This is a genomic window from Mesorhizobium sp. M1396, from assembly GCF_040317725.1.
Taxonomy (GTDB): Bacteria; Pseudomonadota; Alphaproteobacteria; order Rhizobiales; family Rhizobiaceae; genus Mesorhizobium.
This window is the reverse complement of the sequence record NZ_JAMYLA010000059.1, coordinates 1-24702: the sequence shown is the minus strand read 5'-3', so window position 1 is coordinate 24702 and position 24702 is coordinate 1. Positions and strand designations below refer to the sequence as shown.

34 protein-coding genes and 1 tRNA gene are annotated in these 24702 nt (G+C 63.9%); 17 read left to right on the top strand and 18 right to left on the bottom strand.

Annotated elements, in window-relative coordinates:
* The first annotated feature begins 180 nt into the window (after positions 1 to 180).
* The 7 genes from NKH02_RS28825 to NKH02_RS28795 all read left to right on the top strand — a co-directional run bounded on the left by NKH02_RS28825 (position 181) and on the right by NKH02_RS28795 (position 6031).
* Positions 181 to 609, top strand: coding sequence for a VOC family protein (locus tag NKH02_RS28825; protein WP_352883074.1), 429 nt, complete (start codon positions 181 to 183; stop codon positions 607 to 609).
* 252 nt (positions 610 to 861) lie between these two features.
* Entirely contained in the window at positions 862 to 1377 is a 516-nt protein-coding gene (locus NKH02_RS28820; RefSeq protein ID WP_352883072.1) for a hypothetical protein, read from the top strand.
* A 74-nt stretch (positions 1378 to 1451) separates the two neighbouring features.
* A complete protein-coding gene (locus NKH02_RS28815) occupies positions 1452 to 2096 on the top strand; it encodes a C39 family peptidase (protein ID WP_502913868.1) in 645 nt (214 codons plus the stop codon).
* 24 nt (positions 2097 to 2120) lie between these two features.
* Positions 2121 to 3194, top strand: a complete 1074-nt coding sequence (locus NKH02_RS28810; protein ID WP_352883071.1) for a D-alanine--D-alanine ligase family protein — start codon at positions 2121 to 2123, stop codon at positions 3192 to 3194.
* Between the two features lie 162 nt (positions 3195 to 3356).
* Positions 3357 to 3716: an SPW repeat protein gene (locus NKH02_RS28805; protein ID WP_352872618.1), complete on the top strand. Its 360-nt coding sequence runs from the start codon at positions 3357 to 3359 to the stop codon at positions 3714 to 3716.
* Positions 3717 to 3893: 177 nt separating this feature from the next.
* On the top strand, positions 3894 to 5270 hold the full coding sequence (locus tag NKH02_RS28800; protein WP_352883069.1) for an NfeD family protein: 1377 nt from the start codon (positions 3894 to 3896) through the stop codon (positions 5268 to 5270).
* The gene (locus NKH02_RS28795) at positions 5267 to 6031 is read left to right on the top strand and encodes a slipin family protein (RefSeq protein ID WP_352872620.1); all 765 of its coding nucleotides are present in this window, start codon (positions 5267 to 5269) and stop codon (positions 6029 to 6031) included. The genes NKH02_RS28800 and NKH02_RS28795 overlap by 4 nt, the downstream gene beginning before the upstream one ends.
* Before the next feature lie 156 nt (positions 6032 to 6187).
* Here NKH02_RS28795 and NKH02_RS28790 read toward each other — a convergent pair whose 3' ends face one another.
* Entirely contained in the window at positions 6188 to 6373 is a 186-nt protein-coding gene (locus tag NKH02_RS28790) for a hypothetical protein (protein WP_352872661.1), read from the bottom strand.
* Between the two features lie 318 nt (positions 6374 to 6691).
* On the opposite strand from NKH02_RS28790, the gene NKH02_RS28785 reads away from it, so the two are divergent.
* Both NKH02_RS28785 and NKH02_RS28780 read left to right on the top strand, forming a co-directional pair.
* Positions 6692 to 7126 carry a hypothetical protein gene (locus NKH02_RS28785; RefSeq protein ID WP_352872621.1) on the top strand — a complete coding sequence of 145 codons (435 nt, stop codon included), beginning with the start codon at positions 6692 to 6694 and terminating at the stop codon, positions 7124 to 7126.
* 358 nt (positions 7127 to 7484) lie between these two features.
* Positions 7485 to 9422, top strand: coding sequence for an AI-2E family transporter (locus NKH02_RS28780; RefSeq protein ID WP_352883087.1), 1938 nt, complete (start codon positions 7485 to 7487; stop codon positions 9420 to 9422).
* Between the two features lie 93 nt (positions 9423 to 9515).
* On the opposite strand, the gene NKH02_RS28775 is transcribed toward NKH02_RS28780, so the two are convergent.
* From NKH02_RS28775 to NKH02_RS28760, 4 genes are all read right to left on the bottom strand, one after another.
* The gene (locus NKH02_RS28775) at positions 9516 to 10517 is read right to left on the bottom strand and encodes an aldo/keto reductase (RefSeq protein WP_352883068.1); all 1002 of its coding nucleotides are present in this window, start codon (positions 10515 to 10517) and stop codon (positions 9516 to 9518) included.
* 157 nt (positions 10518 to 10674) lie between these two features.
* Entirely contained in the window at positions 10675 to 10977 is a 303-nt protein-coding gene (locus NKH02_RS28770; RefSeq protein ID WP_352883066.1) for a DUF982 domain-containing protein, read from the bottom strand.
* A gap of 115 nt (positions 10978 to 11092) precedes the next feature.
* Complete coding sequence (locus tag NKH02_RS28765) at positions 11093 to 11338, bottom strand: DUF982 domain-containing protein (RefSeq protein WP_352883064.1); 246 nt, start codon at positions 11336 to 11338, stop codon at positions 11093 to 11095.
* 184 nt (positions 11339 to 11522) lie between these two features.
* On the bottom strand, positions 11523 to 12416 hold the full coding sequence (locus NKH02_RS28760; protein ID WP_352883063.1) for a LysR family transcriptional regulator: 894 nt from the start codon (positions 12414 to 12416) through the stop codon (positions 11523 to 11525).
* Between the two features lie 104 nt (positions 12417 to 12520).
* Here NKH02_RS28760 and NKH02_RS28755 point away from each other — a divergent pair, with 104 nt between their 5' ends.
* Positions 12521 to 13390, top strand: coding sequence for an SDR family oxidoreductase (locus NKH02_RS28755; protein WP_352883062.1), 870 nt, complete (start codon positions 12521 to 12523; stop codon positions 13388 to 13390).
* A 109-nt stretch (positions 13391 to 13499) separates the two neighbouring features.
* On the opposite strand, the gene NKH02_RS28750 is transcribed toward NKH02_RS28755, so the two are convergent.
* Positions 13500 to 13802, bottom strand: coding sequence for a hypothetical protein (locus tag NKH02_RS28750; protein ID WP_352883061.1), 303 nt, complete (start codon positions 13800 to 13802; stop codon positions 13500 to 13502).
* Between the two features lie 272 nt (positions 13803 to 14074).
* On the opposite strand from NKH02_RS28750, the gene NKH02_RS28745 reads away from it, so the two are divergent.
* Entirely contained in the window at positions 14075 to 14314 is a 240-nt protein-coding gene (locus tag NKH02_RS28745) for a hypothetical protein (RefSeq protein ID WP_352872630.1), read from the top strand.
* A gap of 73 nt (positions 14315 to 14387) precedes the next feature.
* Here NKH02_RS28745 and NKH02_RS28740 read toward each other — a convergent pair whose 3' ends face one another.
* The 5 genes from NKH02_RS28740 to NKH02_RS28720 all read right to left on the bottom strand — a co-directional run bounded on the left by NKH02_RS28740 (position 14388) and on the right by NKH02_RS28720 (position 16288).
* The gene (locus NKH02_RS28740; RefSeq protein ID WP_352872632.1) at positions 14388 to 14594 is read right to left on the bottom strand and encodes a hypothetical protein; all 207 of its coding nucleotides are present in this window, start codon (positions 14592 to 14594) and stop codon (positions 14388 to 14390) included.
* A gap of 238 nt (positions 14595 to 14832) precedes the next feature.
* Positions 14833 to 15096, bottom strand: coding sequence for a hypothetical protein (locus NKH02_RS28735; RefSeq protein WP_352883060.1), 264 nt, complete (start codon positions 15094 to 15096; stop codon positions 14833 to 14835).
* Between the two features lie 209 nt (positions 15097 to 15305).
* Positions 15306 to 15494: a hypothetical protein gene (locus NKH02_RS28730; protein WP_352872634.1), complete on the bottom strand. Its 189-nt coding sequence runs from the start codon at positions 15492 to 15494 to the stop codon at positions 15306 to 15308.
* Between the two features lie 346 nt (positions 15495 to 15840).
* Positions 15841 to 15914, bottom strand: a tRNA-Gln gene (locus NKH02_RS28725).
* Between the two features lie 80 nt (positions 15915 to 15994).
* The gene (locus tag NKH02_RS28720; RefSeq protein WP_352883058.1) at positions 15995 to 16288 is read right to left on the bottom strand and encodes a hypothetical protein; all 294 of its coding nucleotides are present in this window, start codon (positions 16286 to 16288) and stop codon (positions 15995 to 15997) included.
* Between the two features lie 526 nt (positions 16289 to 16814).
* Between NKH02_RS28720 and NKH02_RS28715 the strand changes: the two genes are divergently transcribed.
* A complete protein-coding gene (locus NKH02_RS28715; protein WP_352883056.1) occupies positions 16815 to 17885 on the top strand; it encodes a sensor histidine kinase in 1071 nt (356 codons plus the stop codon).
* A 34-nt stretch (positions 17886 to 17919) separates the two neighbouring features.
* Here the strand turns inward: NKH02_RS28715 and NKH02_RS28710 are convergent, their stop codons facing one another.
* A complete protein-coding gene (locus tag NKH02_RS28710; RefSeq protein ID WP_352883055.1) occupies positions 17920 to 18846 on the bottom strand; it encodes an alpha/beta fold hydrolase in 927 nt (308 codons plus the stop codon).
* A 148-nt stretch (positions 18847 to 18994) separates the two neighbouring features.
* Here NKH02_RS28710 and NKH02_RS28705 point away from each other — a divergent pair, with 148 nt between their 5' ends.
* Entirely contained in the window at positions 18995 to 19303 is a 309-nt protein-coding gene (locus tag NKH02_RS28705) for a hypothetical protein (RefSeq protein ID WP_352872641.1), read from the top strand.
* 114 nt (positions 19304 to 19417) lie between these two features.
* Here the strand turns inward: NKH02_RS28705 and NKH02_RS28700 are convergent, their stop codons facing one another.
* The 4 genes from NKH02_RS28700 to NKH02_RS28685 form a co-directional block, all read right to left on the bottom strand.
* Positions 19418 to 19663 carry a DUF982 domain-containing protein gene (locus NKH02_RS28700; RefSeq protein ID WP_352872642.1) on the bottom strand — a complete coding sequence of 82 codons (246 nt, stop codon included), beginning with the start codon at positions 19661 to 19663 and terminating at the stop codon, positions 19418 to 19420.
* 13 nt (positions 19664 to 19676) lie between these two features.
* On the bottom strand, positions 19677 to 19913 hold the full coding sequence (locus tag NKH02_RS28695) for a DUF982 domain-containing protein (protein ID WP_352872643.1): 237 nt from the start codon (positions 19911 to 19913) through the stop codon (positions 19677 to 19679).
* Between the two features lie 74 nt (positions 19914 to 19987).
* Complete coding sequence (locus NKH02_RS28690; protein ID WP_352883054.1) at positions 19988 to 20431, bottom strand: GFA family protein; 444 nt, start codon at positions 20429 to 20431, stop codon at positions 19988 to 19990.
* 110 nt (positions 20432 to 20541) lie between these two features.
* Entirely contained in the window at positions 20542 to 20721 is a 180-nt protein-coding gene (locus NKH02_RS28685) for a DUF3606 domain-containing protein (RefSeq protein WP_024501602.1), read from the bottom strand.
* A 701-nt stretch (positions 20722 to 21422) separates the two neighbouring features.
* On the opposite strand from NKH02_RS28685, the gene NKH02_RS28680 reads away from it, so the two are divergent.
* Positions 21423 to 21866: a DoxX family protein gene (locus tag NKH02_RS28680; protein ID WP_352872646.1), complete on the top strand. Its 444-nt coding sequence runs from the start codon at positions 21423 to 21425 to the stop codon at positions 21864 to 21866.
* 9 nt (positions 21867 to 21875) lie between these two features.
* Here NKH02_RS28680 and NKH02_RS28675 read toward each other — a convergent pair whose 3' ends face one another.
* Both NKH02_RS28675 and NKH02_RS28670 read right to left on the bottom strand, forming a co-directional pair.
* Positions 21876 to 22181 carry a hypothetical protein gene (locus NKH02_RS28675; protein ID WP_352872647.1) on the bottom strand — a complete coding sequence of 102 codons (306 nt, stop codon included), beginning with the start codon at positions 22179 to 22181 and terminating at the stop codon, positions 21876 to 21878.
* 76 nt (positions 22182 to 22257) lie between these two features.
* A complete protein-coding gene (locus NKH02_RS28670) occupies positions 22258 to 22527 on the bottom strand; it encodes a hypothetical protein (protein WP_352872648.1) in 270 nt (89 codons plus the stop codon).
* A 530-nt stretch (positions 22528 to 23057) separates the two neighbouring features.
* On the opposite strand from NKH02_RS28670, the gene NKH02_RS28665 reads away from it, so the two are divergent.
* The 3 genes from NKH02_RS28665 to NKH02_RS28655 are packed head-to-tail and all read left to right on the top strand — an operon-like array spanning position 23058 to position 24511.
* Complete coding sequence (locus tag NKH02_RS28665) at positions 23058 to 23477, top strand: hypothetical protein (protein WP_352883053.1); 420 nt, start codon at positions 23058 to 23060, stop codon at positions 23475 to 23477.
* Positions 23470 to 23877 carry a hypothetical protein gene (locus NKH02_RS28660; RefSeq protein WP_352872651.1) on the top strand — a complete coding sequence of 136 codons (408 nt, stop codon included), beginning with the start codon at positions 23470 to 23472 and terminating at the stop codon, positions 23875 to 23877. Before NKH02_RS28665 ends, NKH02_RS28660 begins: the two co-directional genes overlap by 8 nt.
* Complete coding sequence (locus NKH02_RS28655) at positions 23816 to 24511, top strand: terminase large subunit domain-containing protein (protein WP_352883052.1); 696 nt, start codon at positions 23816 to 23818, stop codon at positions 24509 to 24511. The genes NKH02_RS28660 and NKH02_RS28655 overlap by 62 nt, the downstream gene beginning before the upstream one ends.
* Positions 24512 to 24702 lie beyond the last annotated feature (191 nt).

Genomic DNA, 24702 nt, shown 5'->3' with positions numbered 1-24702 from the left:
CCCCCGCAGACAGTGGAAAGCCTCTTGTGTCGGCTTTCCAAAGGCCCGCCGGATCCCCTCCCGGCGGGCTTTTTGCTTGAAAGATGGATCAGTGGACTTGCGGCGGGTGACGATAATGCGTCCGCATTGACGGCGTCCTGTCCGAACCTAAATTCGAAAGCTTCACGAGGAGGAGTTTTCATGGAAACCCAGGAATTGCATCGCGGCCGGCTCATCGACCATATCCAGCTGGTGGTCAGGGATCTCCCGGCCAGCCGGCGCTTCTACGAAGCGGTCTTGCAGGTGCTCGATATCCCGATCGGCGGCACCGGCGAGGACTATTTCTGGGCCGACGAACTGTTCATCTCCAGTGCCGACAGCCGGGCGGCGTTGGGAAAACTCACCGGCCGCCATCATCTTGCGTTCCAGGCGAAGGACCACGCCATGGTCGAGGCCTTCTACAAGGCCGGGCTCGCCGGCGGCGGCACGGACAATGGCGAGCCGGGGGAACGGCCCTATCACCCCGGCTATTACGCCGCCTTCCTGCTCGATCCGGACGGCAACAACATCGAGGCCGTTCATCACGGTCCGCACACGCGCAGCACCGCTTCGGTGAAGATCACCTTCTAAGGCGTGTTCTAAGGCGTGCCGATATTCACCTGAATCCGGTCCGCAAGCGACGGCTTTGGGCGCTTCGGTGCTCATCCGAGTTGGTGCCGGACCGCAGTGCCTGGGCGATGCTGGAGAGATGCCGCCTTGCGTTGCCAATTTGGTGGCCCCGATGCTAACCGTGCAAATGGCGGGCGGGAATCGGCATCGAAGCAACGCGCGCCACAAACCTTTGAATAAAACTCCCCTTACCCATCGTGGAGACTATTTTTTATGCAAAACTCAACAAGGGCGCTCCATGCCGCGGCACTTCTATTGGTGACCGGGGCCATGGGGCTGGGCGGCATATTATCCGTTGCTCATATCCAGTCGGCGCAGGCTCAGGAGGAATATCTTCCGACCCAGAAGGATTTTATCGGCAAATGGAAACTGAACGGGGGAGCCATCCGGCCGCCGCGTGACATGAAGGATGCGCCCACGCCGGAACAAGAGGCGGCCGCCAATGAGTTCCAGCAGACGGTGACCGCGTTTTACGGCGCCTTCGACTATCTGGAGATCACGGCGGACGGCCGCTACAATTTCCATCAGCCCGGTGATCCAACGTCGGGGGCCTGCGTCTGGTGCGGGACCTGGTCCTTCAGCAACAGTTCGGCGTGGCTCAAGCTGGATACGGCGCCCAGGCTGGATATCTACGCCAAGGACGGCGACATGCAGATGACCTACACCGCCGAACCCGACGAAAAATCCAAATATGCCTGGCTGGTTTTCGGCTGGACCAAGGCCGAGTAAACGACGCCGCGCGGCTCGGTAGAGCGAAACAGGCCCAAGCGGCTTTTCATCCATCTCGTATCCTCGTATTCGAGATGGAACCAGTCGCCCGAGGAGACCGCGTGAGTCCACTGCCTGAAACCGTGCCGTTTTTCAGTCAGTGGGAAACGCCAGACATGACCAAGGACGTGCTCGCCGATGGCGCCGAAGTGGCGCTGCGGCGCGATCCGCTGTGGCAGGGGTCGGGAGCGAAAACGCTGGACGAATACGCGGCCTGGGCCGCCAACATCTGCGGCATGGCCTGCCTGAAGATGATCCTGGCGACGCGCGGCGAGATCGTGCCAACGATCGAACTCGCCAGGCAATGCACTGGATATGGTGGCTATGTCGTCAACGAGGGATCGATCAAGGGGCTGATCTACGCGCCCTTCGTCAGCTTCGTGGATGAGGTCTTCGGCCTGCGCGCCGAGGTGATGACCAATGTCGCGACAGCGGACATTCCGGCGATCCTTTCGCGATCGCGTTTCTTCATCGCGTCGGTCAGCAGCTCTATCCGCTGGCCCGAGCGCGAGCCGCCATCGAAGGGCGGGCATCTGGTGCTGGTCACAGCGGCTTCCGCCAAGGATTTCCGCTTCCACAATCCGTCCGGCCATACCAGCGCCACACAGGCAAACGCAGTGTTGGCGCCAGCCGATTTCGATCGCTTCTTTGCCAATCGTGGCATTGCCGTCGCCATTTGAACTTTTGAGAGTTGAGGGATTTCGATGACCGCCAAGACAAAGGTTGCCATCCTCTATGGCGGACGTTCGGCCGAGCATGACGTGTCGCGCCTTTCGGCCGCCAATGTGCTGAAGGCGATCGACCGGACGCGCTACGACATCGTGCCGATCGCCGTTTCCCGCAGCGGCAGGTGGCTGCTGCAACAGTCGGCCGCCGGCGACGGGGCAGGGGCTCCGGCAACCGAGGACGGCATCGAGGTCGCGCTTTTGCCCGGCGGCAAGGGCAGGCTGGTCGCCGTATCGCCTGATGGAACGCAGCCCGACCTGCCTCCGGTCGACGTCGTCTTTCCCGTGCTGCACGGACCGTTCGGCGAGGATGGGTCGGTGCAGGGCTATGCCGAAGTCGCCGATGTCGCCTATGTCGGCTGCGGCATCCTCGCTTCGGCGGCCGCCATGGACAAGGAGATTGCCAAGCGGCTGATGCGCGAGGCCGGCCTTGCCGTTGCCCGCTCGCTGACGTTGCGGCGCGGCGAGTCGGTGGCCTTTACGGAAGTCGCGGCCAAGCTTGGCCTGCCGGTGTTCGTCAAGCCGGCGCGCCAGGGCTCGTCCTTCGGGGTCAGCAAGGCAACCGACAGCGCCAGCTTCACCGCGGCCGTCGAGGCGGCTTTCCGGCATGACAGCAAGCTTTTGGTGGAGGAGTTCGTCGAAGGCCGCGAGATCGAGTTCTCGGTGCTGGAGCGGGCCGACGGTACGCTGACGGTGTCGCTGCCCGGCGAGATCATTCCGGCCGGCAAGCATGGCTTCTACACTTATGAGGCCAAATATCTCGATGCCGACGGCGCGGTGGTCAAGGTGCCCGCCGATGTCCCGGCCTCGGTTGCCGACAAAGCGAGAGAGATCGCGCGGCAGGCTTTTCAGGCGCTCGGCTGTGAAGCCATGGCGCGCGTCGACTTCTTCCTGCGCGCCGATGGCAGCCTGCTGGTCAACGAGATCAACACCATTCCCGGTTTCACCGACATCTCGATGTACGCCAAGGCGCTGGCGGTATCAGGCATTGGTTACAGCCAGATCATCGACGTGCTGATCGAGCATGCGCTGGCAAGGCATGCGGCGCGTTGATCCCGTTCGGGAGGGGAGTGGCGCGGGAACGTGGTCTGCGCCTTGCCGGGGCTGTCATTGGCCAGGTCTTGAAGGCCATGTGAAGCGTAGTTACATCAATCATTGAGCGTGCGTTGCACGCGAACTTAACGCTTTGGTCAAGCTTCATCTGTGGAGGTTGTCATGGCTAATACACTGATGGAAGGAAAGAAGAGCCAGGACTGGCTTAATCTGGTCCTTGCCATCTGCCTGTTCATCTCACCTTGGATAATCGGCTTCGCTGCTGAAACCGCTCCCGCATGGAACGCCTGGATTGTTGGCGTCGTGCTGGGCGTCATGGCTTTGGCGACGCTTGCCGCATTCGCCGAGTGGGAGGAATGGGTTAGTGTCGTTCTCGGGCTCTGGCTGATCGTTTCGCCCTGGTTTCTCGACTTCATGGCGAACGGGTACGCGATGGCCACCCACGTCGGTCTCGGCGTGCTGGTGGTTGCCGTATCGGGTTGGGCCGTCTGGGACTTCCGTCATCCGCACGCGCATGCGTGACCGGTAAAAGGGTGGGGGTCCGGCGCGCGAGCGGCGGGCTCCTCCGGATTTGAATTTATGCGCCCCATGCGTTTGCCGTCCAGGCCGCGCGGAGCCGGGTTCGTCGGCTTGCAGTCTGTACCGCGCCATGGATTTCGGTGGGATCGGGCCCCATATCCCGCCCGGGGAGTTTTGAGCGTGAACCTCGCGCGGATGGCGGTTGTTGCCGCGGCCCTCATGGCCGCCGCGGTCGCCAGTCCCTCTTCCTTGGTAATCGGAGAGGCGGCGGAGAGGGTGGCGTTGCGCGTCGAGATGGACGGCGCCATCGGCCCGGCGAGCGCAAGGCAGCTCAAGGAAGCGTTGGCGAACGCCGCCGAGCGGCACGCCGAGGTTCTCATCCTCGAGATCGACACACCAGGCGGACTGGTCACCTCGATGCGCGAGATGATCGCCGATATCCTTGCCTCGCCCGTTCCCGTCATCGGCTATGTCGCGCCCGCCGGGGCGCATGCGGCAAGTGCCGGAACCTACATCCTCTATGCGACCCATGTCGCGGCGATGGCGCCCGGCACCAATCTGGGCGCCGCCACACCGGTCGAGCTTGGCGGGCTGCCGTCTCTTCCCGGTGGCGGCGACCAGAAACAGGGCGACCAGAAGGACGCCACCGGACCGCCGGCGGGCGACGCCATGATGACCAAGATGACGAACGACGCGGTTGCCTTGATCCGTTCGCTCGCCGAACTGCGCGGGCGCAATGCCGACTGGGGTGAAAAGGCCGTGCGCGAGGCGGCCAGCCTTTCCGCCAACGCGGCGCTTCAGGCACATGTCGTCGACCTCGTCGCCCATGACACGGCCGAACTGCTGCAGCTTGCCGACGGCCGCATGGTCGAGGTGGCCGGCAAGAAACAGGTGCTGGCGACCAAGGGCCTCCCGGTCGAGACGCTGGAGCCCGGCTGGCTGATCCGGCTTCTCGCCGTCATCACCGATCCCAACATCGCCGTCATCCTGATGCTGGCCGGCTTCTACGGCCTCGTCTTCGAGTTCACCAGCCCCGGCGCGGTGGCACCCGGCGTGATCGGCACCATCTGCCTTCTGCTCGGGCTCTATGCCCTCAACCTGTTGCCGATCAGCTATGCCGGCCTTGCCCTGATGCTGCTTGGCCTCGCCTTCCTCGTCATCGAGGCCTTCAATCCGACCGTGGTGCTTGGGCTTGGCGGCGTGGCCGCCTTCCTGCTCGGCGCCGCCATGCTGCTCAAGGTCGAGGGTCCCGGCTTCGAGATGTCATGGGCGGTCATCGGCACCGCCGCCGCGCTGACGCTTGGCCTGGCGCTGCTGGCCGGCAGCTATCTGTGGGCGGCACGCAAGCGCCTGCCGCGTGTCGGCGCGCAGGCCATGCACGGACTGCCGGCCAAGATACTCGACTGGTCGGGACGCGAGGGCCATGTGCTGGCCCAGGGCGAGCGCTGGCGGGCGAAAGCCGACGAACCGCTCGCCCCTGGCGACAGCGTCGAGGTGGCCGATGTCAGGGGTCTCATGCTGACGGTCCGGCGCAGGAACAATGGAGCAAGGCAATGATCATCGGTTATGTGGCCTATCTGATACTCGCCCTCCTCGTGCTGATGTTCCTCTCCGCGACCATTCGCATCCTGCGGGAATATCAGCGCGGCGTGGTCTTCACGCTCGGCCGCTTCACCGGGGTGAAGGGCCCCGGCCTCATCCTCCTCGTTCCCTTCGTCCAGCAGATGGTGCGGGTCGACCTGCGCGTGGTGGTGCAGGACGTGCCGCCGCAGGACGTGATCTCGCGCGACAACGTCTCGGTGAAGGTCAACGCCGTGCTCTATTTCCGCATCGTCGACGCCGAGCGGGCGATCATCCAGGTCGAGGATTTCATGGCCGCCACCAACCAGCTTGCGCAGACCACGCTGCGCTCGGTGCTCGGCAAGCACGAGCTCGACGAGATGCTGGCCGAGCGCGACAAGCTCAACAGCGACATCCAGGAGATTCTCGACCAGCGCACCGATGCCTGGGGTATCAAGGTCTCCAATGTCGAGATCAAGCATGTCGATCTCAACGAAAGCATGGTCCGCGCCATCGCCAAGCAGGCCGAAGCCGAGCGGCTGCGGCGTGCCAAGGTGATCAATGCCGATGGCGAGCAGCAGGCGGCGGCAAAGCTGGTCGAGGCCGGCAAGATGCTGGCGGCCGAGCCGCAAGCCATGCAGCTGCGCTATTTCGAGGCCCTGCACGACATCGCGGGCGAGCGCTCGTCGACAGTGGTGTTTCCGCTGCCGGTGGACCTGCTCACGATCTTCAACAAAAAGCCGGACGGCGCCAAGTGAACCGGCTAGGGCGCTGAGCAGCCGCATCGCCGGCTTCGGGTTCTCCGACCGTGCTGCGATAACCCTGGCGCACAGCCCATTGCCCGCACCGCCGAGATCGCTGGCGTGACGCTGCGCTACACCGACGTCATTCGCGGCGTCTATCTGGAACGGTGCTCAATGCTCCTTCCAGGCCACCGGGGCCATGCGCTTGGGCGGCACGTCGTTTTCATCCGGATTGGGGACCGGGTCTTCATCCGGAAGCCTGTCCGGATCCGGCTCGCGCATGGGCTTCGGTTCGGGAAGCGGCGGCGGCGTGGGTACTGGAACAGGCGTTGGGTCGGGGTTAGGCAGAATGGCCATGAAGTAACTCCTGCGTGGGGCTTGGTGGGTGGTCGAAATCTGGGGGGATGTCGACCAACCCGACATCCAGGTGTCCTCAGCGTCTTTGACGGCGTCTCGACCAGGGCTGATGCGGGCAGAACGGTCGTGCTTGCGGATGGTTCCGGTGCGGTTTCGGTCACGACCCGGACGCGCTCTCGCGAGCCGTGCCGCGGAATGGAGCCAGGGTCGTCAAAAATGAATCGTCCTACCGTGCATTTCCGGGTCTTGCCGACCTCACGGAGCGCCATAATTCCATTCAAGGCTGGAGCGAATTCAGCCACTGAATAGGAGGCGTCCGTGAAGCATCAAACCGTTGACCAACTGAATGCCGTTGCCGACGTCCACGCCGAGGCAACCTATCTTGTCGCGACCCGAGGCGAACGCCTCGAACGCTGGGCGCAGCTTCTGGAGCAAAATCCCAACAGGTGCCTAGGGGCGCTGACGGGGACCGAGTACCAATCCGTGGAGGTGCGCGAAAGAATGCGTTCCGCGGGATCACCAATCACAGTTGCTTTCGAAGATCCGATCTTTCGCGCGCTGGGCTTGAAGGAGGATACCTACGGTGAGGCCAAGCGCTTCTTCGAACTGACCGATTGGCAGCTCCACGGAATCGTCTGCCACTGCCATGTCGGCGCCACGATGACGGCACGATGGGCCGCATCCCGTGTCCGCGCGGCAATGTCCGCAAGATCCGGTTTCTTCGCGTGGCTGCGAGGAGCGTTTCTGCACTGAAGGCCGATGCCCGGCTGGCGAACATCGCGCACGGCGTCGAGTTCGGCTGAACGAATGCTTGAAGATCTATGAGGCGGCAGCGGGTCTGTCCGCCCCCTATCGATTGTGCTGGATGGCGCCGCTTGTCTGCTACCAGCGGCCGCTCGCCGAACACGATGTCGAGCGAGCCGATCTCATCGCGTTGAACATTCGGAACGCCGACAAACAGCATTCGATCTCGCCATCCCGGCGCAGGCGCGGGAACGCTGACAAAGTTGCATGCCGGCTCAATATATCAGATCATGACGGTTGGCGGGGGAGACATCGAGTGGCCAATCGTCGAAACGGCACGGCGTCTCCGGCTCATGGGTCGGAGGACATGCTTTCGGCTGCCGCGCCTCACCCTCGAACCTCATTGCCTAATGTGGCAACCACCGTCACGACGGTGGCGGCGCTGTATTTCGGGCGCGAGGTCTTCCTGCCGATCGCGATAGCGCTGCTGCTCACCTTCGCGCTCGCGCCGCTTGTCGCGGCGCTCAAAAAGGTCGGCATACCCCGGATTGCGGCTGTCATCGCCAGCGTGCTGGGCGCTTTCGCGGCGCTTGGCCTGTTCTCCTTCATCGTCGCCACGCAGGTCAGCGAACTGGCGCAGAACATCCCGGTCTACCAGACCAACATCCTGACCAAGATCCGTTCGCTCAAGGAAACCGGGGTCGGGGGAGGAATCCTTGCCAGATTGAGCCAGGTGGTCGAACGTGTCGGCCAGGAGATCGACCGGCAGGACGCTACGCTGCCGGCCGTCACCCCGGAAAAGCAGCCGCGTGAGCCGGTGCCCGTCGAGATCGTCTCGCGCGAAAGGCCGCTCGAAGTCCTGCAGAATATAGTCGGCCCGCTGATCAGCCCGCTCGGATCGGCCGGCCTGGTCATCGTCGTCGTCATCTTCATGCTGCTCGAGCGCGAGGACTTGCGCGACCGCTTCATCAGGCTTGTCGGTTACGGCGACCTCCACCGCACCACGGAGGCACTTCAGGATGCCGGCAAGCGGGTAGGCCTCTACCTGCTGATGCAATTGGTGGTCAACATCGTCTACGCCATACCGATCGCGATCGGGCTCTGGATCCTCGGCATTCCCAATGCCCTGCTGTGGGGACTGCTGGCGCTGGCGCTGCGTTTCGTTCCCTATATCGGCCCGGCCATAGGCATGCTGCTGCCGCTGTTCCTGGCGCTGGCCGTAGCGCCGGGCTGGTCGCTCGTGCTGTGGACGGCAGCCCTGTTCGTGGTGATGGAACTGATAACCGGCAATGTCATCGAACCTTGGCTTTACGGTTCGCGAACAGGGTTGTCGCCGCTGGCGATCATCGTCGCGGCGATCTTCTGGACGTGGCTCTGGGGACCGCTCGGGCTGATCCTGTCGACGCCGCTCACCGTCTGCCTGGTGGTGCTGGGCAGGCATGTGCCGCAGTTTGAATTCCTCGACGTGCTGTTCGGCAACGAGCCGGTGCTCGAACCCCATGCGCGCCTCTATCAGCGGCTGCTGGCCGGTGACCCGGAAGAAGCCACCGACCACGCCGAGGAGATGCTGGAGGAGAAATATCTCGTCGAATTCTACGACAAGGTCGCCATTCCGGCGCTCCTGCTGGGCGAGCGCGACCGTGTGCGCGGCGTCATGGGCGACCTGCAACGGCGGCAGGCGGCGGCCAGCGCCCTGACGCTGGTGGCCAACCTCGACGACAGCGCACAGGAGGAGGCAGGCGAGGAGGAGGATCCGCACGTGGCCGAGGAGGCGGGCGACCATGGCGATGCCGCCGGCGAGAACGAGACCGATCTGCCCGATGGCGCCGGCATATCGGTGCTTTGCGCCGGCGGGCGCGGCGAACTCGACGATGCCACTGCCGCGATGCTGGCGCAGGTGCTGGAGGTCCAGGGCGCGACGGTAGCAACGGCCGGCTTTGCCGAGATGGAACCCGCCAACATCCGCCGCATCGAGCTCGAAACCATCGACACTGTCGTGGTCGGCTTCCTGAACCGCGATTCCGTCAAGCACGCGCGCTTTCTGGTTCGGCGGCTGAAGCGCGCGAAGGCCGCCCTTCGGGTGGGAATCGTGTTCTGGTCGGAGACCGCTGCCGAGGACAAGGAAACGGCCGCCAGGCTGGCCCAGGACATCAACGCGGATTTCGTGGCGCATGGCATGGTCGATGCCGTACTGGGCGCACTGTCAAACGAGCCGCCGGTTGCCCTCAAGCTCATCGCCAAACGCCGCATGCGCCGGCAGCGGCCCGCGCCCAGGAAGGTGCCGGCGGCGGCGGCGGCGAGCTAGGGTCGCCGTCGCCTCGTTCGGCAATGGGTCCGGCAAGCCCGGCACCGATGGCGAAAGAGCAGGTATCCAGTTCCCGTTTCGGGATCGCCCGCTCTACCGATCGACCATCGCCATGCCGCGCTCGGTGTAGCGCGGGCCAGCGATTTTCCCGGGCGCCAGGGCGTCGTCGAGCGCGGCCATTTCGGCGGCGTCGAGTTTGAGGGATGCGGCGGCGACGTTCTCCTCCAGATATCTGATCCGCTTGGTGCCGGGGATCGGTACGATGTCGATGCCGAAACCGCTACCCTTCCGCAACAGCCAGGCCAGCGCGACCTGGCCGGGCTTGACGCCCCGGGCAGCCGCGATGTCGCGCACCTTGGCCGCCGCCTCGACATTGGCGTCGTAGTTTGCGCCCTGGTAGCGCGGATCGTTGCGGCGGTAGTCGCCCTCGGCATAGTCCTCCGCGCGCTTGACCTCGCCGGCGAGAAAACCGCGGCCGAGCGGCGAGAACGGCACCAGGCCGATGCCGAGTTCACCCAGCAGCGGGATGATCTCCGGCTCCAGATTGCGCTCCCACAGCGAGTACTCGCTCTGCACCGCCGACACCGGATGCACGGCATGCGCCCGGCGGATGTTGGCCACACCCGCCTCCGACAGGCCGAAGAAGCGCACCTTGCCTTGCGCGACCAGTTCACCGACGGCGCCCGCGACATCCTCCATAGGCACCGCAGGGTCGACGCGGTGCTGGTAGATGAGGTCGATATGGTCGGTGGCGAGTCGGCCGAGCGAGGCTTCCACGGCCTCGCGGATGTGCCCGGGCCGGCTATCGGTTCCGATCTGCTTGCCGTTTTCTATGCGGAAGCCGAATTTGGTGGCGATCGTCACCTGGTCGCGCTTGCCCTTCAACGCCCGGCCGAGCAGGGCCTCGTTGGTGTAGGGGCCATAGACCTCGGCGGTGTCGAGGAAGGTGCAGCCGAGCTCGATGGCGCGGTGCAGCGTTGCGATGGATTGGGCCTCATCGGCCGGGCCATAGGATTGGCTCATGCCCATGCAGCCGAGGCCGATGGCAGAGACGTGCAGCCCCTGACTGCCGAGCTTGCGTGTTTTCAGTGTCATTGGTGCGCTCTCCGGTGCAGCTCGCCACGACTATAGGCGCGTCCGCTCCATTCTCAACAGGCGGGCTGGCCGCCACAATCGCCGGCCATGGGTCACGCCGCCTATCCTGGCGCCTCCGGCAATCGGTTCGCCGGGCGATATTCTTGAAACCAGCCGCTCAGGCCGAAATACCGCCACGCCCGGATCGCTGCCCGGTCATCCAGGGCAAGACGTTCGAGATATCCTCCAGGATGCGCGCCGATCTTGCCCAGCCGGCGAAGGCTTCCCGGGCAACCGACGGCGGCAACAGCCCGTCAAAGGCGCGATGGCAGGCGCGCCGGGCGGTATCGAAGATCGGGCCGCGGCGGTTGCTCGGCCATTCGTCGAGAAAGTCGAGGGCCTCGTCGAGGCAGGTGATTTCCTGGACGATCATCTGACCGTCCTTGACGAAAACGGGATGGTTGAAACGCCTGTCGTTCATCACTTCCTCCAATCGCTTGAACGATGCTTTGAACTGGCCGGCAACGCTGGCTCCGGCTATCGCAAAATATGCGAGGGGCGGGTTTCCGTGTCAAGAACAGACACGGGCGGCCAGACTACTCGATCAGGATATGCGCCTCGCGGGCGGCCTCGACGAAAGCCTCCCGGGCGATGTCGGAGGACACGTCACCACTCGTCGCCCGGCGGCAGGCGCGCAACGCCGATTGATGTTTTGGGCTGCCGGCGTCACGCCAATGTGTCGTGAGCAATTCGATGGCTTGCTGTGTATTGGACAAATGGTGGATGGAACCGGTGACACCGACCGACACCGCCACGGGTTTGGAAAACCATGCAGTCTGCATTGGAACCTCGACAGGCCTGAAGCGATAAACGCCTTTGGCGGCCCAAGGTTTCGTCGGTGCCAATCACTCTGCCGTGAGAGTCCGAAACATCCGTTCTCCAACGACCATCCGCATCGACACCCGGTTTGTTCGCCTTCGGCTTGTGTTCCGTCGCCCCGACTGTTGCCGGCGAAAGCGGCTTCAGTCACCACCTGCCAATATAGGCGGCCAGTTCGTCCGGCGTCCCATTTGGAAAGGCCTGTTTCAGAAAGTCCAGGAACGCCGACACGCGTGCGCTGAGCAGCCGCCGAGATGGGTAGAGCGTCCAGAGAGCGATCTCGGGGCCGTCGATGTCCCCCCAATTCACCAGTGTGCCGTCAGCCAAGTCGTGGCTCACCAGCGAAATTGGGAGACGTCCAACACCGACGCCGGCTCGCACCGCATCCCGCACCATGATCAGCGTTGACAAAGCGAGGACAGGTTCGATCGTAATCGTCGACCGGCCACCTTGTGTCTTCACGTGCCATGTTTGCCGTTCGCCTGTGCCACGCGCAACGCCAGGAGCGGCCCGTCCACCGGTCGTGCGAGGAAGGTGTGGGCTCGCCACAACGACCAGGCGGTCGCGGAGAAACGCCCGTCCGACCAGGCTTTCGTCGGGATCCGGATTGACCCGGATCACCAGGTCGTAGCCTTCCTCGATCATGTCGACAGGCCGGTCCTCCGTCGTGACCTCAAGCCTTACCTCCGGATGTTTGAGGGTAAACCCCGCGGCGATCCTCCCCATCGCGGTCTGAGAAAAATGGAGAGGTGCGCTGATCCTTAATCTGCCCTTGGGTCTCTGACCGCCCGAGGCGATCGCCGCGGCCGTCTCGTCCAGTTCGGCGAGCAAGGGCCCCGTCCGCTCGAAAAGTGCCCGCCCTTCCTCGGTGAGCTTCAGGTTGCGCGCACCTCGTTCGAACAGGCGCAGGTCAAGACTGCTTTCCAAGTCTCCGACGCGCCGAGACAGCGTTGCCTTGGGCCGGCCGGTGGCCCTTGCCGCTTTGCCGAAGCCACCATGGCGGGCAACGAGGTTGAAGTCGGCGAAGGCAAGGAGATCCATGATCGTTCCACCAGTGGGACGCTGCGTCCAAAATTTCCGTCTATTGGACTGCTAGTGAGCCACACATATTGGGCGTGTCAAGCAATCCAACAGGAGAAATTTCCATGACCATTCTCGTCACCGGCGCCACAGGCAATGTTGGCCGCCAAGTCGTCGAACACCTCGTCCAGCGCGGCGCCGATGTCCGTGCTCTCGTCCGCGATCCCTCGAAAGCAAGCTTCCCGGCGGGCGTATCGGTCGCGCAGGGCGACTTTCTCGACGTCGATTCGCTGCGCAAAGCCATGTCCGGCATTTCCACCCTGTTCCTTTTGAACGCCGTGGTGCCGGACGAATTCACGCAGGCTTTGGTGGCGCTGAACGTCGCCCGTTCGGCTGGCATCGAGCGGATCGTCTATCTTTCGGTGATCCACGCCGACGTCTATGCGAATGTGCCGCATTTCGCCGGCAAGTTCGGCGTCGAGCGAATGATCGAGCAGATGGACTTCAAGGCTACGATCTTGCGCCCGGCCTACTTCATCCAGAACGATCTGATGATCGAAGCCGCCATCACCGGCTACGGCGCCTACACGATGCCGATCGGCGGCAAGGGGCTCGCCATGATCGACGTGCGTGATATCGCCGAGATCGCCGCCCTTGAGCTGCTGCGCCGCGAACGGGCCGCGGGGCCGCTCGCGCTCGATCGGATCAACCTCGTCGGTCCGCAGACGCTGACCGGAGCGGATATCGCCGCGATCTGGTCGGACGTGCTCGCCCGCCCGATCAGCTACGGGGGCGACAATACAGAGGGCTTCGAGCAAAACCTCAAGCAGTTCTTGCCTGCCTGGATGGCCTACGACATGCGCTTGATGGGCGAGCGGTTCTTGACCGACGGAATGCTGCCCGAGGCTGGCGACGTCGATCGCCTGACCGCGCTTCTGGGCCGCCCGCTGCGCCCATATCGCGACTTTGCCTCACAGGTCGCTGCCTCCGCCTGACGGAAGCAAGCCCCTGTGCTCGCAAGGAACCATCAACATGAACAACAGGGCGGCCTCTTGAGGAGGGCGCCCTGTCTTTGCGTGAGACAATGGGTTCAACCAAAATGCCCTACTGCCGGGAGGCTGGAAGAGCTGTATCGATCACGCGCTCGCCATCGTCGTCGGCATCCACGAACGTCCCAGCGACGCCGTCGACAGAGGCGAGGCCGTCGAATTCGATTGCGACGCCAATGAGTTGGGCTGCCCGCAGGACGAGGTATTCGACGTCCTCGAGGGCGACGTTCTCGGCCAGATTCCTGACCCTGACCCGTTCCGCCACCGCCGTGATGTTGACGATGCCGGCCGTCTTGAATGCCATCAGGACTGCTGAACTGACGTCATCGCGCAGGCGCGTCGAGTAATCATACCGCATCGAAACCTCCCAACCGGAACGGTTTTCTGTTCAGATTCCACTATGCGGCAAGGACTCCGCCATGGCAATTCACAAATTAAATATTATCTAAGTAAATCAATTAGTTAGCAGAGTTAGGCAAATGCGTGGCCAGCGCCGAATCCTCATCATGCGCCTGGTGCGCGAACCATCCATAGCAGGGTCTTGACGCATTATGAGGCTTATCCTATTTATTAGCCAAGTGAGTTAAATACTAACTCAACGTATTCTTGGTCCTGAGCGAGGAAAGCGCCATGGCTGAATTGGAACGCCCCGAACGATTGCAAATCATGCTGACGGCCGATGAACTGGCCGCGCTGGAAAACTGGCGCTACGACAAGCGCATGCCGAGCCGCTCGGCCGCGGTCAGGGAACTGTTGCGGCGCGGCCTTGCCTCGGACGGGTTCCTGACGGCGGAGCAAGGGGTTAAGTCGCAGGATTTCGGCATCCTGCGCAGCTCCGATGGCAACGGCGCCGCAGACCACGGCGGTTGACCGCAACTTTGCGATCCGGCGCCTGGCAAGAAGCAACGGGCCGCCGGCCGACGTCTTGGTGGCGGATGTTGGCCTAGAGAATGTTGGTCGTCACTTCGACGATGATCGCGGCACCCTCCAGCGTGCCATTGGTCACATGCACGACACGGGATACCCGCAGATCCTGTGTGTTTCCATCGATCGACAGGGAAACGCTTTCGCCAATCCGGGGAACCGCCTGGAAAATTGCATCGGTGGCTTCAGGTCGGTTGTCGATCGATATGCGGCAGTTGACGGTCATGTGGTGTCTCCTGTGTCGGACCCCGGTCGTCAACGCGGGCTCCGCGAAATGGTTTCGGGGAACAGATGCAACTTAGTGGCGCCCGAATTCGTACAGCAGGAATTGCTCCATTGTTCATCGTAGAGGGGCAACAGGCTCGCCGGGGAGGGCGTTGGGGCTGCCCGGCGAGTTTTGTCCTCGTTGCCTCGCAAACCGTCAGCCAATAGCCAGGCTGGTCGGCAGGCTCAGTGCTATCCGTTCATTTCGCCCCGCGTGGCACGACATAGCTCGTCACGGCATCTGTTCCTCGCGTGACGACGACCGTAGTGTAGTCCGCCGGTAGAGAAGCCGTGGCGGTCGCGTCGATTGCCTGGCACCGGCCGACGATCTCGCCGTTGGGCGAGCTTGCCAGCCTGCCGGCCAAAGACGCCCGGCATTGATCGAGGGATGCGTAAAGGGCAGGCGCCGTTTCCATAGGTTTGCACATGGCGGCGTCGCCGGTGCCGCACGAAAGCAAAAGCATCACAGCCCCGCTTACCGGATCCATTGCCTGAGCTCCCATGTTGAACGAGCCTCAACGTGGGCGTGCGACCTTGGTTTCGCTGTCGCTAAAAAAACGTCAGCGGACCCGAACCGGACTGGAGTGTGTGATTGATTTTGGTTCCATAGGCTCGAACCACGGTTCACGTCATCGAAAGGTGCTGCTATCGCCACTTTCCCGCGGGCGTGGTGTTACCGAGGTGAGAAGGGCACGCGTTTCGGGGATCGCAATTCCCCGGCCATTTTCGCCGCCTGGAAAATTGTCATCAAAACCAGGATTGGCTCACCGTCGGTCGGGTTGATGGTCAGGACCACACGGCCAAGCTCGTCGCTCATGCCGCAAGACCAGTCCTTAACCGCTATCGCCTTTCTCGCGGCCATATACCTCTCCAGGTGGGAAGCACCTCGCGGGCTACACCGTCTGGAGCTGTTGGATAGAACCTTCGCCCGACATTGCAACCAGCCGTACAGCGGCAAAGGCGGCCAAAATTATGAAAACCGCCGTGATGTCGAGGAACATCGTTGATGCAAGGATGCCCCCAACCTGGTCAAAGCAACTCAGTTGCATGGCGCGTCACCCCTTCAGGTCGCTAACCGCTTGATGATGATCCTGCTTCAGAAGAAATACAAGCATCTGCTAATAAGCCGGATGGAGCGGTCTCATGCGCGCAGCTTCGATGTAATCGATCTGCTCTGTGCGGTTAAGGCCCGCCAAGTTCTTGATTGCTGGTTCCCGCTCATGGGCTCGAACCACGATTCACGCCTTCAAAGGGCGCTGTCCTACCATTAGACGAAGCGGGAAGATGCAACTGCGCCAACACCCGTAGCCGGTTCGCGCGTCGGGATCAACGCAGTGCCGCGGCAAAGGCGCGTGGCCGGCATCAGTTCGGGAAGTTGTTGACAGGCTCCTCGCAGCGGTAGAGGGGGCAGCGGCCGTCACGGGTCGGGACATAGGCCGACATCGGCACCTCCGGCCAGTCGCATTCGTTGCCGAACTGCCTGACATAGCGGTCATAGGTGTTGGGGCCGGTGGTCAGCACCACGGCGCGGTGGCTCTGGATCAGCCGCCGGAGCTGCTCGCAGCTCATCGTGCGGGTGTCGGGCCGGGCCTCGGCGAGGCCGGTCGCGGCAAGCAGGATCGCTGCCGTCATCAAAGCAATTCGGCGCATCGGCATGGCGGTTCCCTCGAGCTGACGTATGACGCGAAACTCGCATCCCGGCCGGTGGTTCCGCAACGGCCAACTGGCCGTTTCTTTGCGGGGCAACCAAATGGCGCGTCGCGCATTGCTGGGGATGGACGGCCGGAAGCCCTACGAGACGCCACAATGGTGGCCCGGAAACGAGGATCGTGAAGCCATGTGCTGTTCCTTCTGTGGCGGCCGCGACCACCGCTACGAGGATTGCCCGCAAAGGGACGCCTCGGCCGATCCATCGTCCGTTGCTCCGCCAGACGAGCCCAGTATCGAACCTGGCCGCACGGGCCATCCCTGATTGACCTCGCGCGGAATTTGGAACGGCCGAGGCGAGCTGCCAGCCCCGGTTTCGACGAGCAGCTTCGGCCGCGATGCGGAATGTTGCCTTCCCATTGCAACCAAAATGTCCGCCATGCATTGCAGGGCACGGCGGAAATCCGTCTGCAAGCCTGACGCATGGTTTCGAGAGCGGTGCAGGACGCCAGGCGGATAGGGGGAAGGTGGGGCAATGACGGAATTGGCAAACATCGATGGCCCGATCGAAATCGCCGCCGACGCAAGGCTGGCGGCGATCGTCGATTCGTCCTTCGACGCCATCATCAGCAAGGACCTGAACAGTATCATCACCAGTTGGAACGGAGCGGCTCAGCGCATGTTCGGCTACGCTGCCGGGGAGGCTGTCGGCCGATCGGTGCTGATGCTCATTCCCGATCATCTCAGGGACGAGGAGGCCGACATCATCGGCCGGGTTCGCAATGGCGAAGTCGTGGCCAGCTATGAGACGATCCGGCGACGCAAGGATGGTGGATTTATTGCCGTCTCGCTCACCATCTCGCCGATCAGGAACGCATCGGGCGAGATCATCGGCGCTTCGAAGATCGCCCGCGACATCACCGCGACGAGGGAGAGCGAGCGCCGGATCCGGCTTTTGCTGCGCGAGGTGAACCATCGCGTCAAGAACCAGTTCGCGGTGATCCTCTCGATGATCAGGGAGACGAGCAAACGCTCGACCGATCCGCGCGAGTTCGAAGAGCTGATCCGCTCCCGCATCATGGCGCTGTCGCGGTCGCACGACCTGCTGGTCAACTCGGATTGGGCGGGTGCCAGCCTCTTCGACCTGGTCCAGGAGCAGCTCAAGCCATTCGGCCGCGAGGAGCAGGTATCGCTCTCCGGACCGCTTTTGACCCTGCAGCCGAACGCCGTGCAAAATCTCGGCATGGCATTTCACGAGCTTGGCACCAACTCCTCCAAATATGGCGCGCTGGCAGGCGATGCCGGGCGGCTTGAGATCACCTGGCAGATCGGCAACGGTGTTTCGGGAAAGCGGGAAATCCATCTCGTCTGGGACGAGACGATGCCGGTGTATGAAGGGAGCCGGCGGGACGATGGCACGCGCAAGGGTTTCGGCACCGTCGTCCTGGAGCGAGTCGCGCCGCAGTCGCTGAACGGATCGGCGGTCCTGGAACGCAGCCCGGGCCATCTCAGCTGGTCGCTGACGGCGCCTTTGGAATCGATCGTCGTTCCGCCGCTCGGCGCCGAAATCCCTACTGCCGACACCGAGCCGTCTTTCAGCCCTTGAGGTCTGTTCAGCACGGGGCGCGGCTTCGGCCCCATCAAAGCGAGGGCGAAGGTAAACCCGACCGCTGCGAAATGCCCCCGAAGAAACTTGCCAGCGCCTCGGCGGTCTGCGGCGGGTTCTCCTCGGGAAAGAAATGTCCGCCCGGCATCGCCTGGCCGCGCACGTCATCGGCCCAGCCGCGCCACAGCGCCAGCGGCCCGCCTTCACCGGCATACCAGTCCGCGAGCGCGCCCTGGCCGCTCCACAGCGCCAGCAATAGGCAGCGGATGCGCCGGCCGGTGGCCTTGTCCGAACGGTCATGCTCACGGTCGAGCATGGCCGCCGCCCGGTATTCCTCGCAGATGGCATGGATGTGGGAAGGCGCGCGCAAGGCATCGATATAGGCCCGCCGCACCTCGGGTGGAAACACCGAGGGCGATGAGCCCCAGCCGCTGAGCGCATTGTCGACGATCGCCTCGGCGGCACCCGCCAGGATCTTTTCCGGCAATGGCTCGGGCTGTGCCAGCAACGACCATGGCCAGTAGCCCAGCGCCAGCCTGTCGTCGGCCCGATCCCAGGCATCGGCCGTGGGCACGGTGTCGAGCACGGCAAGCTTGTCGATGCTGTCTGGATGATCGAGCGCCATCCGGTAGGCGACACGCCCGCCGCGATCATGGCCGGCGACCATGAAGCTTGGGAAGCCGAGCCTTGCCATCAGCGCCACCATGTCGGCGGCCATGGCCCGCTTGGCGTAGGGCGCGTGATCGGGAGCCGATGCCGGACAGGAACTGCCGCCATAGCCGCGCAGATCGGCGCAGACGACGCTGAACCGGCTGGCCAGCATGGGCGCGATGTCGCGCCACATCAGATGCGTTTGCGGAAACCCGTGCAGCAACAGCAGCGGCGGCCCGCTGCCGGCACGCAGCGAGAATATGACGGCATCGCCGGTGTCGATCTCCCCACTTTTAAAGTCATCGAACATGGTCGCCTCCGGCACGCGCAACGGCCGGCGAACGGATTTGGTTGCAACACGCCCCCGCGGGGAAGCGGCCAACCTTTTTCCTCGACATGCGTTGTCCCTGTGAAGGGAAGGCCGCCGCGGGCGGCCATCACAGGAACGGAGGCCCGGGATGAGAATTCTCGCGATCGTACCATGCGGCCTGATGCTGGCGCTGGCGGCACCGGCGGCTGCCCAGACCGACCAGCAGGACGACAGCACAGCGACCGACAATTGCCGTGCGCAGACGGAGCAAGGTGCAAAACAGCAGCCCGGGCAGCAGCCCGACAGCGGCAATTTGACGGAGAAGCTCACCGATTGCGGCGGTGTGCTGAAACCGCCCCCCACGGGGGATCAGGGAATGGCCGCGCCGGCGCCCGACGAAGGCAAGACGCCGGTGATCAAGCCCGGCGACGTGCCGCCCCAGCCGCCGAAGCAATAGAGGCAGGGCTCGCCGGCAGTCTCGCCCGCCGGGGACCCGCGACGGTTTCGCCGTGGCAAGTTTCCCGGTCTCGATCAACCGACCTTGTCGGACCGGCCGAGTCTCGACGCACCTCTACCGAACCAGCACGCCGGCGTGGCTGCAGAGTGCAACGAACGCCTCCTGCGCCTCGGCGGCACCGGCATTGCTTTCCAACGCTGCCTCGACCTTTTCGCGCGCGGCCTGGTAAAACGGGCCGCGTTTTGCCTGCGGCCAGTCGATGAGGATTTCGCTGGCATCCTTCAGTGTGGCGACGTCGCGGATCGTGTCCGAGCCATGCGGCTTGATCCGTATCGGCGTGGGCAGCATCAAATCGGACATGTCCTGTTTCCCGCTACTGGAGGAGTTTTGCTTCGCGCGCGGCGTCGATCATCGCCCACATCGCCTTTTCCGGCGGCGTCCAGCCATCCAATGCATCGCGACAGCTGCGCAGCGCCGCCCGGTAGCGCTGGCCCTGGCCGGCCGGCCAGTCGCCGAGACATTCCAGGCCTTCCCAGGCGCTGCGGACGACGCGCTCACGCTCGGGGGCGAATTTCAGGCGGATGGGTCGGGGAAACATCTTGTCGTTCAACGGTCGTCTCCGTCATGGGGGCGCCGGATAACGCCGCCAGCAGGGGTGGGTTCCCTGCCCGGCAAAATCAAATTTCACTCAACCGCATCGATGTCCGACAGCGCCCTCGGCGTCGGCGCTTCGGCGTCTTGGGCCGCCGGCCGGTCATGCTCGAACTGTTCGGTGCCGGGCAAGGCATGCAGCCAGGTCTCGCGCCTCGAGGTCCACAATTCATATTCGGGCACGAGATCGGTCGGCGCGATGTCGAGGCTGCCGATCGCCACCTCGGCCTCGTTGTCGTCGACCCAGGCGACGCGGCCGCCGCAGGTCGGGCAAAAGCTGCGCGTGCCATAGCTGCTGATGAGGCCGGTGGTCTCGAAGGCCTCGCGCGGCCAGATGGCAAAGGCCGAATAGGCCGACCCGCCGGCCTTGCGGCAATCCTTGCAATGGCAAAGCCCAATGCGGAGCGGCGCTCCCATGACCGAGAACTGCACGCCGCCGCACAGGCAACTGCCGGTCCTGCGTATGGTGTCGGACATGGTCGTGACCTCCGTTTCTGTCAGCCCGCGGCGCTGCCGGCCAGGCGGGACAGATGCTCGTCCATCGGCTCATCCGAGACGAGCCCCATCCCGATCCGTCCGGCCATGCTTTAGCCGCGGGCCGCCATATGGGCGTCGAGCTTCTTGCGCGATGGACCGTAGCGTTTGATGATGGTCTGCGCCTCGCTTGGCGGAATGCCGTATTTGCGGGCAAAGGCAGCGACCTCGTAGGGCTCTTCGCTCGAGACCAGCTTGCGGTCCTGTTTCGTCTTCGACTTGTCGTCAGCCATCTCGGGCCTCGCTTTCTGTTGTCGGGGAAACGCGCGGCCGTCTGCGCCCGATCCCGCGATCAACAGGACATAACACAGATCGGCGCCGCGGGTTCCACAAGCACGACAATAAGGCCGGGCGGTTTTCGACCGCCTGGCATCAGGCCGAGGAGCGCCTGGGGCCGGCGTCGGACGAGCGCTCGCCGTCGCACTCGGTGCATGCTGCGCTGACGCCGGGGCAGCCGCGCTGGTGCGTACCGGCGGGGCAGCAATGGCCGTTGGAACTCGTCCAGCGCGGACACTGGAAGACCTGGCCGGCGCCACCGCAGCCGCTGCATTGCAGCGCCGTCGACCGGACGCCACGGGATTTTTTTCTGAACCCGACGCTTGTGCCCACTTCAACCCCACCCCGAATAACTGCACCGGTATACCTGTGCATTAGCCCCAGCTAACTATAGCATTTTCGCGGTTACCAACAAGTTTCATGATTTGCGGGATGCTGGAAGGACCGTCGGCGCCGAATCCGCCCTCAGGCCGGCTTAAGGCGCATCGCGGCGAGATCGGCCGGCAAACCGAAAATCGGTTTTGCCGGCACGGTGCATGGATTCAAAGAGGCACCTCGGATAAGTGGGCTTCCAGACAAAAATCTGCCTGGGGGTGTCGGACCTGGCGTCGGTCGCGCGTCCTTGGGTCGGAACCCATTGCAAACCTGGAGAACGACCATGCCGTCGCAAATCACACAGTCGCAAATCACCCAATCGCCGTGGCAGACCGCGGCACTTCTCATCGCCCGCTTGATCTTCGCCGCCGTCTTCCTGATGGCCGTGACCTTCAAGTTCATGGGCATGGAGGCGACCGCCGGCTACATCGCCGCCGCCGGCTTCCCGTTTCCGCTGTTCCTGGCCTGGTGCGCGGCGATCCTGGAAGTCGCCCTGGTGCTGTGTTTCCTGACCGGCGCCTTCTTCTCGCAAGCCGCCCTGGCGGCCGCCGCCTATGTGCTGTTCCTCGGCCTTGCGTTCCACGGACCCAGCCACTGGGCCGGCAACCAGGCCGAGTTCGGCTTCTTCGTCGACCATTTTTCCTTCCTGGCCGGATTGCTGTTTGCCGCCGTGCATGGGCCGGGCAAGGTGCTTTCGCTCAATCTGGGATGGCCGGGTAGGGCTTGAGGCGAAGGATCACATCTGGTCGTTGTAGGGCTCCTTCACCTTGCCAACCATGCGGGCCAGTTTTGAAAAGGAGGGCATGTCGGCCTCCGGCTGGCACTGGTTGGCGAGCTCCAGCAGCCGTATCGGAAAGTTGACGGCATCGCGGCTGGACGCCGACATGCCTTCGGATCGCTCCTGGCTGGTTTCGCTGGCCTCGGCCTTGCGCAAGGCGATGTCGATCTCCTCGGCCGTCAGTATGCCTTTTCGAACCAGGACGTGGTTGATCGATGCGACGGCCATGAGCAGGCCTTCGAGTTGCAGGTTGGCGACGTTCATGGCGATTTTCCCTCCATTGATCGCAGTTGAAACGCGCCAGCAGCGTTTCCGATCCGGAAGGCGGCGCGGAACCCGTCTATTCCTGCGTCAGGCGCTCGCCATATTCGCGCCACAGCGCCTTCACCTCCAGGCTGCCGAGGCGCGTGACCGAAGGATCGCCGCAGCTGATGGCGACGGCGCTGATGTCGTATTGGGGGTAGGCGTGGGCGACGAAGCGGATCGCTTCGCCGAGCGAACGCACGCGGATGACCGGATCGGCCTGGCCCTGGCCGGTGCTGCGCACCCCGGAAACCGTGGCCGATGCATGCCGCATCCTGAACACGGATGCCATGGCTGGTCTGTCCATCGTCCTCTCCCACAAGGCCGCGCGACGGGAATCATTCCATAAGCTTCCGCTAATGATTTCACGGATGCCGGCTCATGGCCAGCCGGCCGGCAAAAGCGGGAGTTCCACGGGCTTGGTGGCGCCGGTCGGGCAGGGGGTTTCGACCGATATAGGAATTTTTTCTCAGAAAATCGTTGACAGGGTGAGGGCAGCCATGCTACATATTTGTCCATGGTGCTGAGTTGCGCCACCGACCCGCCGCCGAGGCGGGTTTTGTGTTTTTGGGCTCCTTTCGATTTGACGTCTGCCTGTGTTGTCGACGCGGAATGTCGGCGGGACAGCACCCCCCTCTGTCCTGCCGGACATCTCCCCCGCAAGGGGGGAGATCGGATGCCACGCCGGCTTTTGCCAACCGCCAACGTCGCAATGATGGCTGGGCGCTGGAGCTGCCAATCTCCCCCTCGTGGGGGAGATGTCCGGCAGGACAGAGGGGGGCGCGAAGGAACGCCGTCTTCGCCCGATGACTCATTTTCGCATCCGTGAGAAATACCATGACCCGCTACGCAACCATCATCACCGGCGATGACGGCCAGGAAATCGTCAGCGCCATCGGCGAGTTCGAGGGTGGCGCGCCGCGGCCACGCCTTGGCCGGGCCGAGCCGGTCGCGGCCGGTGTGCTGATCGGCATGGTTCGTGGCGAGGCCGGTGTTTTTTGTTTCCCGCAGGCAGGCGTCGGCGGACAGCTTGTCGGTCTCGCCATGGCGCGCCTCAAGGCGCTGGCCGGTGCGGGGAAGCCTGCCCGGGCGGCCAAGCCTGCCGATACGGCAAGGCCAAGGGGAGCCAAGAAGCGCGTCAGGAAGAAATCCGCTCGCTCGAGGAAGCCGGCCAGCCGGGCCAGATCGATCTCGCCGAAGGCTGGGGCGGTTTCCGCCACCGATGCCAACACCACGGACGGCCATGTCCATGATTGACAAAGCCGCCGCCAAGCCGATGAGCGTCAAGCCGGCAAGGCGCAAACCCGCCACCAGCCCGGCGACCACGCCGAAGCCCCGCCCCAAGCGCGCGAAGAAAACGCTGGGCGATGATTTCCTGGCTGCCGTGCGCGCCGATTTCCGCGCGCATGGCGCCGGCGTCATCGCCGAGGTGCGCGCCGACAAACCCGACCAGTATCTGAAGATCGTGTTGTCGGTGCTGCCCAGGGATTTCAATGCCACGATCAACCAACTGGACGGCTTGAGCGATGACGAGATCCGCAGCCGCATCCGTGCCCTCGAAGCCGTCGTCAAACCGTTCCTCGAAGACCGCGCCGATGGCGGCGAGGACGGAGTACCTGGCGCTGCTGGCGGAACTGGACCGCAGGCGCCGCACTAATCTTCTTGCGGCCTACAAGCCGTATCAGCGGCAAGCCGAGTTTCACGCCGCAGGCGCGCAAAACCGCGAGCGCCTGTTCATGGCCGGCAATCAGCTCGGCAAGACCCGCGCCGGGGGCGCCGAATGGGCGATGCACCTGACCGGCCGCTATCCCTCGTGGTGGCAGGGCAAGATTTTCGACACGGCCGTTCGGCTGTGGGCTGCCGGCGTCACCGGCGAGGGCACGCGTGACAATCCGCAGCGGGTGCTGGTCGGCCCGCCGCAGCAGCAGGCGGCCTGGGGCACCGGCATGATCCCCGCCGACGCCATCCTGCAGACCAGCATGGGCCGCGGCGCGCCGGGCGCGCTCGACAGCGTCGTGGTGCGCTGGGGCGGCGGCGGCGACGTGCAGGCCGATGAATCGGTGCTGTCGTTCAAGAGCTTCGAGAAGGGCCGCGAGAAATGGCAGGGCGAGACCCTGCACGGCGTCTGGTTCGACGAGGAACCGCCGCTCGACATCTATTCCGAAGGCCTGACGCGGACCAATGCCACGGGCGGGATCACCATCGTGACCTTTACGCCGCTGCTTGGCATGTCGGATGTGGTGCTGCTGTTCTTGTCGGCGGGTGAGGTGGAGCTGAGATCAAGGAACTGAGTTTTATTCCTCTGGGCTTGCGCTGCCCCTCATCCGCCTGCCGGCACCTTCTCCCCGTGAACGGGGAGAAGCACGCTGGCCGCTACCTTGGCTCGTTTGTTGGGACGCGGATGATTGGCGAAACCATCGGACACGGTGTCCTTCTCCCCGTCACTATACGGGGAGAAGTGCCCGGCAGGGCGATGAGGGGC